This is a genomic window from Pseudomonadota bacterium (genome assembly GCA_016719885.1).
Taxonomy (GTDB): domain Bacteria; phylum Pseudomonadota; class Gammaproteobacteria.
Genome location: JADJYF010000006.1, coordinates 153,831 through 167,033, shown reverse-complemented (window position 1 = coordinate 167,033; position 13,203 = coordinate 153,831). Strand labels below are relative to the sequence as shown.

8 protein-coding genes are annotated in these 13,203 nt (G+C 66.0%); 6 read left to right on the top strand and 2 right to left on the bottom strand.

What is annotated here, in order from left to right:
- The 5 genes from IPM80_08300 to IPM80_08280 all read left to right on the top strand — a co-directional run bounded on the left by IPM80_08300 (nucleotide 1) and on the right by IPM80_08280 (nucleotide 8,783).
- Entirely contained in the window at nucleotides 1-2,127 is a 2,127-nt protein-coding gene (locus IPM80_08300) for a hydantoinase/oxoprolinase family protein (protein MBK8958427.1), read from the top strand.
- Between the two features lie 18 nt (nucleotides 2,128-2,145).
- Complete coding sequence (locus IPM80_08295) at nucleotides 2,146-4,440, top strand: hydantoinase B/oxoprolinase family protein (GenBank protein MBK8958426.1); 2,295 nt, start codon at nucleotides 2,146-2,148, stop codon at nucleotides 4,438-4,440.
- A 30-nt stretch (nucleotides 4,441-4,470) separates the two neighbouring features.
- A complete protein-coding gene (locus IPM80_08290) occupies nucleotides 4,471-6,456 on the top strand; it encodes an acetoacetate--CoA ligase (GenBank protein ID MBK8958425.1) in 1,986 nt (661 codons plus the stop codon).
- A gap of 234 nt (nucleotides 6,457-6,690) precedes the next feature.
- Complete coding sequence (locus tag IPM80_08285; protein MBK8958424.1) at nucleotides 6,691-7,944, top strand: DUF2235 domain-containing protein; 1,254 nt, start codon at nucleotides 6,691-6,693, stop codon at nucleotides 7,942-7,944.
- Nucleotides 7,945-7,991: 47 nt separating this feature from the next.
- A complete protein-coding gene (locus tag IPM80_08280; GenBank protein MBK8958423.1) occupies nucleotides 7,992-8,783 on the top strand; it encodes a glycoside hydrolase family 19 protein in 792 nt (263 codons plus the stop codon).
- 123 nt (nucleotides 8,784-8,906) lie between these two features.
- On the opposite strand, the gene IPM80_08275 is transcribed toward IPM80_08280, so the two are convergent.
- Complete coding sequence (locus IPM80_08275) at nucleotides 8,907-9,929, bottom strand: AraC family transcriptional regulator ligand-binding domain-containing protein (protein MBK8958422.1); 1,023 nt, start codon at nucleotides 9,927-9,929, stop codon at nucleotides 8,907-8,909.
- Nucleotides 9,930-10,212: 283 nt separating this feature from the next.
- Between IPM80_08275 and IPM80_08270 the strand changes: the two genes are divergently transcribed.
- Nucleotides 10,213-12,000, top strand: coding sequence for an amidohydrolase family protein (locus IPM80_08270; GenBank protein ID MBK8958421.1), 1,788 nt, complete (start codon nucleotides 10,213-10,215; stop codon nucleotides 11,998-12,000).
- A 33-nt stretch (nucleotides 12,001-12,033) separates the two neighbouring features.
- Here the strand turns inward: IPM80_08270 and IPM80_08265 are convergent, their stop codons facing one another.
- Nucleotides 12,034-13,200 carry an aminoglycoside phosphotransferase family protein gene (locus IPM80_08265; protein ID MBK8958420.1) on the bottom strand — a complete coding sequence of 389 codons (1,167 nt, stop codon included), beginning with the start codon at nucleotides 13,198-13,200 and terminating at the stop codon, nucleotides 12,034-12,036.
- Nucleotides 13,201-13,203 lie beyond the last annotated feature (3 nt).

Genomic DNA, 13,203 nt, shown 5'->3' with positions numbered 1-13,203 from the left:
ATGAATCGCGTGTCGGTCGACATCGGCGGCACCTTCACCGACTGCTTCGTGGCCTGGGCCGGGCGCCACGTGCAGGCCAAGGCGCTCACCACCCATCACAACCTCGCCACCGGTTTCAACGAAGCGCTGGAGCTCGCGGTCGCCGAGCTCGGCATCAGCAAGCGTGAGCTGTTGTCGCGGGTCGATTCGGTGCGCTATGCCACCACCCTCGGCACCAACGCGCTCATCGAGCGGCGCGGGCCGCGCATCGGCCTGTTGGTCACGGCCGGCTTCGACAGCACCGTGCCGCTGTCGCGCGCCCGCGGCCACGGCGATGGCTTGTCGTTCGAACGGCAGCACGACGTGCCGCGCGCGCGGCGTCCCGATCCGCTGGTGCCGACACCGCTCATCCGCGCGGTGCGCGAACGCATTGGTTACAACGGCGCGGTGCTGATGGCGGTCGATGACGACGACGTGCGCGCGCAGCTGCGCGCGTTGGTCGACGAGGGCGCCGAAACCCTGGTGGTGTCGCTCACCAACAGCGTCGTCAACCCGCTGCACGAACTGCGCGTGCGCGAATTGTTCCTGGAGGAATACCCCGGCCATTTCCTCGGCGCGGTGCCGGTGTTGCTGGCGCACCAGGTAGCGGGGCGCAAGGGTGAATACACGCGCTCGATGTCGGCCATCGTCGACGGCTTCCTGCACAACGTCATGTACCACGGCCTCGGCGCACTGGAGATGAGCCTGCGCGCCAACGGCTACGCCAAGCCGATGCTCATCAACCACAACTCGGGCGGCATGGCGCAGTTGAATTCCACCGATGCCCTCGAGACCGTGCATTCCGGGCCGGTGGCGGGCATCGCGGCGTCGGAGCACCTGTCGGTGGCCGGCGGCCTCGGCAATGTCATCGCCACCGACATGGGCGGCACCAGTTTCGACATCGGCATCGTCACCGCCGATGGTGAGCGCCATTACGACTTCAATCCCGTCATCGACCGCTGGCTGGTGAGCGTGCCGATGGTGCACCTCGTCACGCTCGGCGCGGGCGGCGGCTCGATAGCCTCCTACGACGCGCTGCTGAAGCGCGTCAAGATCGGGCCCGAGTCGGCGGGCTCGAATCCGGGGCCGGCCTGCTATGGCCGCGGCGGCCGCGACGCGACCGTCACCGACGCCGACCTGCTGCTCGGTTATCTCGACCCGGACAACTACGCGCGCGGCCGCATCAAGCTCAATACCCGTCGTGCCGAGCGAGCCATGCACGACGCTTTCGGTGCCACGCTCGGCGGCGACGTGGTGTCGGCCTCGCGCATCATCAAGCACACGGTCGATCACACCATGGCCAACGGCATCGCCACGGAGCTGCGCGCACGCGGCTACTCGCCGTCGGAATTCACCATGCTGGCCTACGGTGGCAACGGCCCCCTGCATGCCTGCGGCATTGCCAGCGCCTTGGGCGTGAAACGCGTGCTGGTGCCGCCGTTCTCCTCGGTGTTCTCGGCGCTCGGCGCCGGCAATGTCGACCAGCTGCACATCCACGAGCAGTCCATCTACACCGTGGTGTTCCACACCGTGTTGAAGAAGGTGCTGACCGACTACGGGCCGCTCAATGCCACCATCGAGGATCTCAAGCGCCGCGGTCGCGAAGACCTCACGCGCCAGGGCGTGGCGGTGGAAGACATCCGCTACCGGCTCGAATTCGACATGCGTTACGGCAACCAGCGCGCCGAGACCGCGGTCAATTTCGACATCGAACGTTTCGCCAGCGTCAACGACGTGCTGGCGCTGATCGCGGCGTTTCACCGTCGCTACGGCGAACGCTTCGGCGCCGGTTCGCAGGCCTCCGAGGCCGGCGTGCGCATCAACACGGTGCGCGTGTCGTCCTTCGTCGAGCGTGCCAAGGTGCCGCTCGGTCGCATCATGCCGCCGCCGCAACGCCTGGCGGTCGAGTGCCTGGGTACGCGTGACTGTCATTTCATCGGTGTCGATGCGCCGCTCGCCACGCGCCTCTACGACGAGCGCGCGCTCGAACCCGGCAGCAGCATCGATGGGCCGGCCATCGTCACCACCTCGGCCACCACCTATCTCGTCGAACCGGGCTGGAATTTCCATGCCGCCGAACAAGGCGCGGCGTGGTTGACCGGCGGCTGACCCCACGAGCACATCAACATGAAAGATCATCACCAGCACGCCGCCTCGGGCGCCACTCTCAACCAGGAAGAGCAGCGCCTGCTCGACGAGTTCCTGAACGAGAACCGCCTGTTCTACGCACCGGACCCGGACATCATGCGCAATCACAAGCTCGCGCCGCGCAGCGCCGTGGAAGAGCGCGTGCTGAACGCGGCGCTTGACGACAACATCATCAACCTGGTGCGCGGGCGCTTCAATTCGGCGCTAGACGAAGTGTTCACCATGGTCGAGCAGACCGGCGTCGCGCCCGGCGCCAAGTGGGGCGACCTGGTGTCGGCGCTGTTCACGGCCTCGGGCGATCTGACGCAGATGGGGCCGCACGGCATCGTCGGCTTCGCCGCCGTGTCGCACTACCCGGTGCAGTTCGTGCGCAAGTACTGGATGCACGACGCCTCGGTGGGCGTGCGCGACGGCGATGCCTTCATCCACAACGACGCGCGCTACGGCAACATCCACAACACCGACCAGTCGATGATCATGCCGGTGTTCCACGATGGCGAAGTGGTGTGCTGGATAGCCTCGACCATCCACGAGGGTGAGAATGGCGCCATCGAACCGGGCGGCATGCCGGCCATCGCCGAATCGAAATTCGACGAGGGCTTGAAGATGTGCCCGTTCAAGTGCGCCGAGAATTTCGAATTGAAGCGCGACTTGGTCACTTTCCTGCAGAACTCGGTGCGCGATCCCAAGCTGCAATTCTTCGACATGAAGGTCAAGCTGCAGGCCTGCGTGCGTCTGCGCGAACGCATGCTCGCCATCATCGAGGAATTCGGTTGCGATTACGTGGTGGCGACCCTGCGCCGCACGCTGGAAGACACCGAGGCCGAGGTCAAGCGTCGCATCGAGGCCATGCCCGACGGCGTGTGCCGCATCAACACCTATATCGACACCTCGCTCCGCGAGCACGTGCTGGCCAAGTGGCCCATCGCCATCACCGTCAAGGGCGACGCCATGAGCTTCGACTTTCGCGGCGCCTGCCCGGAGCTGCGCAATCGCTCCATCAACGCCGCCTTGGGTTCCCTGAAAGCCTCGCTGCTGTCGAACGTGGTGCTCTATATCTGGCCGGACCTGCCGGCCAACCAGGGCGCCTTCAGTCCGATAGACATCATCACCAATCGCAATTCGCTGCTCGATCCATCCGACGACGCGCCGAACGCCATGAGCCTGTTGCCGCTGTTCCGCGCGCTGTCGACGCCGAGCCTGGTGATGGCGAAGTTCCTGTACTGCATGCCGACGCGCTACACCGCCATCAACGCCAGCCATTACAACCAGCCGGCGACCTTCGTCTACGGCGGGCTCACCCAGCACATCGAAGTGACCGGCAACTTCTGCGCCGACATCAACGGCAATGGCGCCGGCGGCCGCGAGGACAACGACGGCGAACATGCCATGTCGCCGACTTTCGGTTCCTTCGCCGACACCGGCGAATTCGAACTGGCCGAAGAGGAACTGCCGTTCGTGCGCCTGGTGGCGCAGAAGCTCACCGTCGATCGCATGGGCTTCGGCAAACACCGCGGCGGCCTCGGCTACGAGCAGATAGTGACGGTCAAGGGTTCCGACCAGTTCGGTTTCATGACCGGCCAGTGCGGCGCCAAGCATCCCTCGGCCTACGGCCTGTTCGGCGGCTATGCCTGCCCGGCCTATCCGCTCGCCAAGATCAAGGACGTCAACGTGTTCGACACCATGCGCGACGCGCCCGAGCGCATCCGTTTCAGCATGGTCGAACTCATGAACGAACAGGCCATACCCGGTGGTCGCTACGTGATGCAGGACGCCGGCATGCCGTTCGAGATCTGTGCCGAGGGCGAGGTCTACATGATCTGCCAGGGCGCGGGCGGTGGCTATGGCGACGTGCTCGAACGCGAACCGGCGCTGGTGATGCAGGACATCGAGGATGCGATCCTGACGCCGGCCGTGGCGCGCGAGGTCTACGCAGTGGTGTTCGACGAACACACGCGCCTGGTCGATGAAGCGGCGACCGCGGCGCGGCGCGCGGAACTGCGCCAGGCGCGCATCGCGCGCGGTCGGCCTTTCGACGAGTTCTGCGCCGAGTGGGTCAAGCCCGCGCCCGACGCGGCGCTGCCGTTCTTCGGCGCGTGGGGCGACAACGCCGGTCCCATCCTGGCCAACGCGCCGGGCGCGGCGCCCATCGTCATGGCGCCGGACGCCGTACAGGGCGTGATGCTCGGCAACCCCAAGGACCGGCGTATCGCCGAACTGGAAGCCGAGGTCGCGGCGCTGCGCACGCGGCTCGCCACCGTGGCCGCGCGCTGAACACGCGCGACCAAGACGAGGAAGCAAATCATGGTGCAACAAGGCGACCTACTCTGGACCCCGGACGCGGCGCGCGTCGAACGCGCGGAACTGACGCGCTTCATGCGCTGGCTGGCCGCCGAGCGCGACGTGCATGTTGGCGACTACGAAAGCCTGCGCGCATGGTCGGTGGCCGACATCGAGCAGTTCTGGGCGGCGGTGTGGGACTTCTACGCCATCAAGACCTCGCAGCCCTTCACAAAGGTGCTGGGCAAACGCGACATGCCGGGCGCCGAGTGGTTTCCCGGCGCGCGTTTGAATTTCGTCGAACACGTGATGCGTCACGCGCGGCCCGGCGAGGCGGCGATCAAGTACGCCGCCGAGCACATTCCGCTCACCGAGCTGACGTGGGACGAGCTGGCCGCGCAGGTCGCGCGCTTCGCCACCGCGCTGCGTGGTTTCGGCGTCAAGCCGGGCGATCGCGTGGTGGCTTTCATGCCCAATATTCCCCACACCATGGTGGCCTTCCTGGCCGCCGCCAGTCTCGGCGCGGTGTGGTCGTGCTGTTCGACCGATTTCGGCGTGCCGAGTGTGCTCGACAGATTCGCGCAGGTAGAGCCGACCGTGCTGGTCTGCGCCGACGGATATCTCTACAACGGCAAGCCCTACGATCGGCGCGGCGAAGTGGAAGAAATAGTCGCGGCCCTGCCGTCGCTGCGCCAGGTGGTGATGGTTCGCTATCTCGATCCGCGGGCGAGCTTGCCGGCTGGCGCGCTCGACTGGCAGACGCTGATGGACAGCACGCCCGCCGAGCCCTTGGTGTGTGAACAGGTGCCGGCTGATCATCCGCTGTGGATAGTCTATTCGTCGGGTACCACCGGCCTGCCCAAGGCCATCGTGCACGGCCATGGCGGCATCACGGTCGAGCTGCACAAGGGCCTCGGCCTGCACTGCGATCTTAAGCCTGGCTCAGTGCTGTTCTTCTACACCACCTCGGGCTGGATCATGTGGAACGTGATGGTCGGCTGCCTGGCGGTGGGTGCGACGGCGGTGTTGTACGACGGCCACCCGGCCGCGCCGCAGGTAGACGTGCTGTGGCGCATCGCCGCCGCGGCGCGCGCCACGCTGTTCGGCGCCAGTCCGACCTATGTCGGTCTCATGCAGAAGAGCGGCGTCAAGCCCAGCGACATCGATGCCTGGGACGCACTGGAAGGCATTCTCCTGTCCGGCTCGCCGGTCACGCCCGAATCCATGCAGTGGCTGTACGACAACGTGCGTCGTGACCTGTGGGTGACCTCGCAGAGCGGCGGCACCGACATCGCCGCGGGCTTCGTCACCGGCAGCGTGCTGACGCCGGTGTATGCGGGCGAGATCCAGGTGCGTGGCCTCGGCGTCGACGTGCATGCCTTCAACGAGTTCGGCCAGTCGGTGCTGGACGAAGTAGGCGAACTGGTGGTGGTGCAGCCGATGCCGACCATGCCGCTCTATTTCTGGAACGATGCGGACAACCGCCGCTACCTCGATTCCTATTTCCGCGAGTTCCCCGGCTGCTGGCGCCACGGCGATTTCCTGGAAATCAACCGCCGCGGCGGCTGCTTCATCCAGGGCCGCTCCGATTCCACCCTCAACCGTTACGGCGTGCGCATCGGCACCGCCGAGATCTATCGCACCGTCGAACGCGTGGAGGGCGTCGAGGACAGCCTCATCGTCAATCTCGACCTGCCGGGCGGGCGTTTCTTCATGCCGATGTTCGTGCGCCTGGCGGCCGGCGTGACGCTGGACGAGGCGCTGGTCAAACGCATCAACGACGCGCTGGCCACCGCCTGCTCGCCGCGTCACGTGCCGGACAGGATCTACGCCGTCGACGCCATACCCTACACCCTGACCGGCAAGAAACTCGAAGTGCCGGTGCGCAAGATCCTCATGGGCTACGAGCTCGGCAAGGCGGTCAGTCGCGATGCCATGCAAAATCCCGCGTCGCTCGATTACTTCATCGCCTTCGCCAAGCAACAGGCGGACTACCGCATCGATGCGTAGGTGGGAAGTCATTCGCACATCGATGGTGCGTGGTTGCGCTTGAATGTGCGAATGAATTCGCACCTACGGCACGACGTTGCGCGCCTCTCGGCGTGAGCATGTGAATATTCACCGCAAGCTTGGTTGCAGCAGGCGCGTGGCCGATGGCAAATTCGCGCCACGCTGCATGACGATACGCGCCCTCGCTCGGCGCGCCGCGCAGCATGCTTTGGACACGCGTAAGGATGGTTGGCAATGGCGAAGCGCATCGTGTTGTGCCTGGACGGAACCTGGAACGAAGAGGGCCAGACCGACCACGGCGTGGAGGTCGAAACCAATGTCCTCAAGCTCTACAAGGCGCTCGTCAACTCGCCCGCGCAGGTCGACCGCTACTTCGCCGGGGTCGGCACGCGGCCCTTCGAGAAAATCAGCGGCGGCGCTTTCGGCTGGGGCCTGTTCAACCAGATCAAGGACGCCTATCGCGCCTTGATCCGGGTCTACGACGCGGGCGACCAGATCTTCATCTTCGGCTTTTCACGCGGCGCCTACTCGGCGCGCAGCCTGGCCGGCATGGTGTTGCGCTGTGGCGTGCTGCGCAAGGATGTCGATCACAGGCGGCTGGCCATCGAACCGCGCCTGGCCGACGTGCTCACCACCACCCAGGATCCCAACCTGCTGCCCGATGCGACCGACAAGGTCTTCGCGCTCTACAAACATGGCTACGACGTGCGTAACCGCGACGACATCGCGCTGTTCAAGGCGCGCAACTGTCACGACGCCGACATTCATTTCATCGGCGTGTGGGATACGGTCGGTGCGCTGGGCCTGCCGGACAAGCTGGTGATCCCGGCGTTGCGCGGCATCGATTCGAAACTGCGCGAGGAGTGGTTCGGCTTTCTCGACACCGAATTGAGTCCCCGCGTCAACGCGGCCTGTCATGCGCTGGCCATCGACGAGCGACGCGAACCCTTCCTGCCCACGCTGTGGACCGATGCGCGCGGCCTGCCGCCGCGCATCAACCAAGCCGGCAGCGGCGTCAAGCAGGTGTGGTTCGCCGGCGCCCATTCCAATGTCGGCGGCGGCTATGCCGATACCGGGTTGTCGGACATCGCCCTGACCTGGATGGCGCGCGCCGCCGCGCAGCAGGGTCTCAGCGTCGACGGCGCGCTCTTTCAACGCGCCGCGCCCGACGCCACTGCGCTGCGGCGCGATTCCCTGGGTGAATTCCTGGCGCCGGGCGGCGGCCAGAAGCACAAGCTGCTGGCGCTGGGCGCGCTGGTCGAACGTTTCGGCGGCGCCATCCACGACATCGCGCGTTCGCAAATCGAAGTCGACCGACCCATCGCGCGCGGCTCGGCCATCCATCATTCGGTGAATGCGCGCCTCGAGGCCGACAGCGTGGTGGAGCCCGGCCGGCGCGGCAGCTACCAGCCACCGCCGACGCTCAAGCTCGACCCCGCCGGCGCGCGACAGGTCGACCTCGAGCGCTATACCATCGAAGCGCCGTGATGACGGCCATGCGCCACCACGGGTGACAAACAAGGGAAGGGGACGCCATGTGCATCAAGAGCAGCGTCGGCCAGAGCGGCCGCAACGATTTGGTGGATGTCACCATCGTGCAGATCCTGTTGAACCTCAACCTGCCGCGCTTCGCCGATCCCAAGCCCGCCGCGTTGAAACCCGATGGCCGCATCGGCCCCGGTACCTTGAAGACCCTGGCGCGTTTCGAAACCGAAGTCATGAAGCTGCCGTCCTCGGATCTGATGGTGGTTCCGGCCGATGCCACCATCAAGGCCTTGCTGGCCGGGCTGCCGGCCGGGCCGAGTAAGGAAAAGCTGGCGGTGGTGATGCCGCAGGCGACGCCCAAGCGCATCGATCTCTACTTCGAACCGCTGGTGGCGGGCATGCGCAAGTACGCCATCACCACGCCGCTGCGCATCGCGCATTTCATCGCCCAGCTCGCGCATGAATCCGGCGCCTTCCGTTACGCCGAGGAGCTGGCCGATGGGCGTGCCTACGAAGGGCGCGTCGATCTCGGCAACACCCAGGCCGGCGACGGGCCGCGCTACAAGGGCCGCGGTCTCATCCAACTCACCGGCCGCGCCAATTACGCCGCCTACAGCAAGGCCAGTGGCGTCGATTATCTCGCCAAGCCGGACAAGCTCGCGAGCGATCCCTACGCGGCGGTGGATGTCGCCTGCTGGTTCTGGCAGACGCGCGATCTGAACAAGCTCGCCGACGCCGACGACGTGCGCGGCATCACGCGGCGCATCAACGGTGGCTTCAACGGCATCGATGATCGCATCGATTACCTCGCGCGCGGCAAGGCGGTGCTGGGGCTGGCGTGAGTGGGAAGGCATGACTGTGAAAGTCAGACTGAAGTCTGACCCACGAGCAAAGCGCGCATCGAATTTCTGTGGGGCACGCTCGACTCTGACCCACCATCAAAGCGCTCATTGAATTCCTGTGGGTCAGACTTCAGTCTGACACTTCATCTGCGGCCGCCGCGCTTCGCGCGGCGTCACACCATGCCAGCGCCGGAATGCACGGCTGAAGGCCGCCTGGCTGTCGTAGCCGAGCAGGTTGGCCACCTGTCCGAAGCTGAGATCGCTGCGTTGGACATGGCGCAGGGCCAGGTCGCTGCGCACATCATCGGTCAACTCGCGGTAACTGGTGCCGGCTTCGGTCAGGCGCCTTTGCAGCGTGCGTGAAGCCATGCCCAAGGCCGCGCCCATGGCCTGCATGCCGCGGTGTTCGTCGTGCCGCAGCAAGGTGCCGAGCAGGGCTTTGACCTGCGCCACCACTGCGCGCGACGGACTGGCCGATTGACGCAGCAGGCTGCGATGCACGCGTGCGCGCACCGCGCCCGAGCCCATGGCCGCCTTCAAGGTGCGCCCGTCGACCAGCAGCGCGTCGCGGTCCTGGCCGAAGCGCACGCCATGGCCGAAGAATTCCACGTAGGGCCGCGGGTCATGAGGCACGTCGCGCAACAGCACACGCGGTGGGTGCCAGGCGGGGCGCGCCAGGCTCGCTGCCACGAACAGGCGGATGCAGCCCAGGGTGAGGTGGATGATCTGGCGCTCGCCCCAGCGTCCGATCGGCAGGAAGTCGTAGCGCAGCCACGCATCGTTGCCGTCCTTGTGCATGGCGAGGCTGCCGGCATCGGTGTAGATGCCGTAAAGCGCGGCGAAGTCGCGCAGGGCCGCGCCCACCGAGTCGGCGGCGCGCATGATCATCCAGCCCTGGCCGAGGATGCCGAGCGGCAGACGCTGCGCATGACGCAGGGCGAAGTCGGGCGCCTGGCAGGCGCGGGCCGCGAGTTCCAGGAAATCCACCATTGCCGCCGCGCGTACGAACAGGTCCGGTTCGTCGAAGGCGCGCGCATGGAGTTGCGCGCGGCTGGCGAGCGCCAGCGGGTCCTGACCACACTCGACGATCAGTTCACGCGCGCCGACCAGCGCCCCGGAAATGATGACGGCGTCGTGCAGGGCCACGGCGTGGCGTCAAATGGATAAAGTTTGGCGCGTCATGCACAAAGGCTAGACCAGCGATTCCCATAATCAAGTAAGGGCCCTGGTCAAAATTATCTCGTCAACACCGAGGGTGCGACTGGGTGGTCGCGGCAAGGCGCGATTCGCAGGTAATAGCGTGCTATTGCCAAGAATCGCAACGCCGCAGCGGCCAGCCAGGCGCGGCCGAATGTCGAGATAATTTTGACCAGGGCCCTAAGGCCAGACACGCTCCAGCGTGCGCCTGTCATTCACAAGGGGAGAGCTCATGAACCAATACGATACCGTCATCAAGAACGGCACCATCATCGATGGTACCGGTCTGCCACGCTTCCACGGCGACATCGCCATCCGCCACGGCCGCATCGCCAAGATTGGCCGCATCGATGCAAGCCAGGCACGCGAAGTCATCGACGCCAGCGGTCTCATCGTTGCGCCGGGCTTCGTCGACCTGCATACCCATTACGATGCCCAGGTGCATTGGGACCCGTACTGCACCATCTCCGGCTGGCACGGCGTGACTTCCGTCGCCATCGGCAACTGCGGCTTCGGCTTCGCGCCGGCGCGCCCCGAAGTGCGCGAACGGCTGCTGCGCATGATGACGCGTACCGAGCAGATCCCCTACGAATCGATGGTCGAAGGCATGGGGCTCGATTGGGATTGGGAGACCTTGCCGGAGTGGATGGATCACCTCGAGCGCATTCCCAAGGGCGTCAACCTGTTGAGCTACGTGCCGCTCAACCCGGTGCTGGTGCACGTGATGGGCCTCGAAGCGGCCAAGGCCGGGCGCATGCCCAGCGCCGACGAGATGGGCGAAATCAAGCGCGTGGTGCACGAAGCCATGGACGCCGGCATGATGGGCTGGAGCTGCCAGCGCTTCGGCAAGAATTCCATGCAGGCCGATTACGACGGCACGCCCATGCCGACCGACGTCATGCCCGACGAAACCCTGCTCGCGCTCGCTGACGTGCTGGCCGATCGCGGCGAGGGCTTCATCGAGATGATCAACGCCACCACCGGCGAGCCGCTCAAGACCAACGATCCCAAGGACAGCAAGTTCGTCGAGGAGATCGCGCGCCGCTCGGGCCGCCCGGTGCTGTACAACGCCATCATCGCCATGGATGCGCCCGGCTATGAAACCGCCCATCACGCCGCCCTGAAATGGCTGGACGAATGCTTCGCCGACGGTAAGCGCATCTATGGCCAGGCGGTCACGGTGCGCGCCGCCTACCAGTTCACGCTCGAGCACTGGAATCTCTACGATTCGAGCCCGGCCTGGAATGAACTGACGCAAGGCAGCATCGCCGAGCGCATCGACAAGATGCGCAGCGCCGACATGCGTGGCCGCCTGATTGCCGATGAAGAGATCCTGGTGACCACCGGCGTCGGTGGCCCCATCAGCGGTCTCATCGTGCAGGAGACCCCCGATCATCCGGAGCTCGCACACTACTGCGGACGCACGCTCGGCGAGATTGCGGCGGCGGAGGGCAAGCATCACATCGAGGCCATGCTCGACATCGGCATCGCCGGTTCCCTGAAAGTGCTGTTCCGCACCAACGAGTTGTCGAGCACCGATCACAAGAAGGTCGGCGAGCTGGTGCGCAACCAGCACATCATGCCGGGCATCTCCGACGGTGGCGCGCATACCAAGTTCTTCACCGGCGGTTCCTTCACCACCGACATGATCACCTGGCTGGTGCGCGAGACCGGCGAACTGACGCTCGAACAGGCGCACTACCGCCTGAGCTACCTGCCGGCGCAGGCCGCGGGTTTCCTCGACAGCGGTTTCCTGCGCGAAGGCGCGCCGGCCGACATCGTGGTCTACGACTTCGAGAACCTCAAGCGCGTGCCGGAAGTGGACTACGAAGTGGCCTACGACTTTCCCGCCAACGAGTGGCGACGCATCCAGCGCGCCGAGGGCTATCGCTGGATCCTGGTGAACGGCGTGGTGACCTTCAAGGACGGTGTCTGCACCCAGGCCACGCCCGGGCAGTTGCTGCGTTTGAATCGCTGGCAGTCCGCCGCGGCGGCCGAGCCACTCGCCAGCGCCGGCTGAGCCGGCGCCCTGGCCATGCGCGGCTGGATGGACTCAGCCGCGCGTCGCCGCGTCGAGACTGTCGAGATCGTCGACGGCGGTGGCGATGCGTTCGATCATTTCCACCGACACCGCCGCGGGCTGCATGGCCGGCAGCCAGCGTGAGTGGCACAAGGTGATGGTCCACATCCACAGCGCGTGCAGCATCTGCGCGCGGTAATGCTTCCAGGCGAAATCGGTGTCGATGTAGACGCCGGCGGTGTTGCAGAGGATCTCGAGATAGCGCGCCAGCAGCGCGCGCTCCCAGGCGCGGCGGTCTTCGACCGTCAAGGCCGCCGACAGCGCGTAGGCGATGTCGCGCGACCAATGGCCCTGCGCCACGCACTGCCAGTCGAACAGGCCCATGCGTCCGCGCAGGTTGCGATACCAGTTGCCGATGTGCACGTCCGAATGCAGCAGGCCGCGCGGGCCCTGGCGATGGATGGCGCTGGCGGCGACCGTCGCCGGCCAGATCTCGTCGAGGCGCTTCATGAGCCGCGCCGGTACGCGTTCGCGCATGCGCAGCATGGCCTTGCGCGTGTAGTGCTCGGTGGCCATCTTGCGCGCGCCGATCTCGAACCAGTCGGCGAAATTGGCCAGCCAGCGCCACTCGTTGTCGAGCCGCGCGCTGTCGTAGGCGTGGGCATGCAATTGCGCGAGCAGGTCGACCATGCTTTCGGCCATCTCGCGCGAGACATAGGTGTCGGCATCGCAGAAGCGCGCGCCGCGCGTGGTGGCAATGTCTTCCAGCACGTTGATGCCGGCCAGCGTGTCGCGATCGAAGGCGGTGTGATAGCCGTGCGGCGCTTCGATGGCGAGCGCCGGGCGAATCTCCCGGTAGAAACGTCCTTCGGCGCGTGCCGTGCCGTTGTAGCCGCCGATCATGCGCGTCAGGACATTGGGCAGGGTCTTGGTGAATACCGCCATCGGCAGGCGCGCGATGTGGCCCGCCTCGTTGTAGCGCAACAGGAAGCGATGCCGTTGATGGGTGCCGGCCGATTCGCCCATGACGTCGAACCCGAGCACCTGGGCGCCGGGATGGCCGGCGCACAACACCGCCGTCCACCAGGCGGGAGTCAGCACCGCCACCGAACTCGGCACATCCTCGGCGCGCGTCGCCATCTGCGGACGAATGCGCTCGCGCAGCACCTGGCCGGCAATGCGCAGGGCGGTCATGGCCACGGA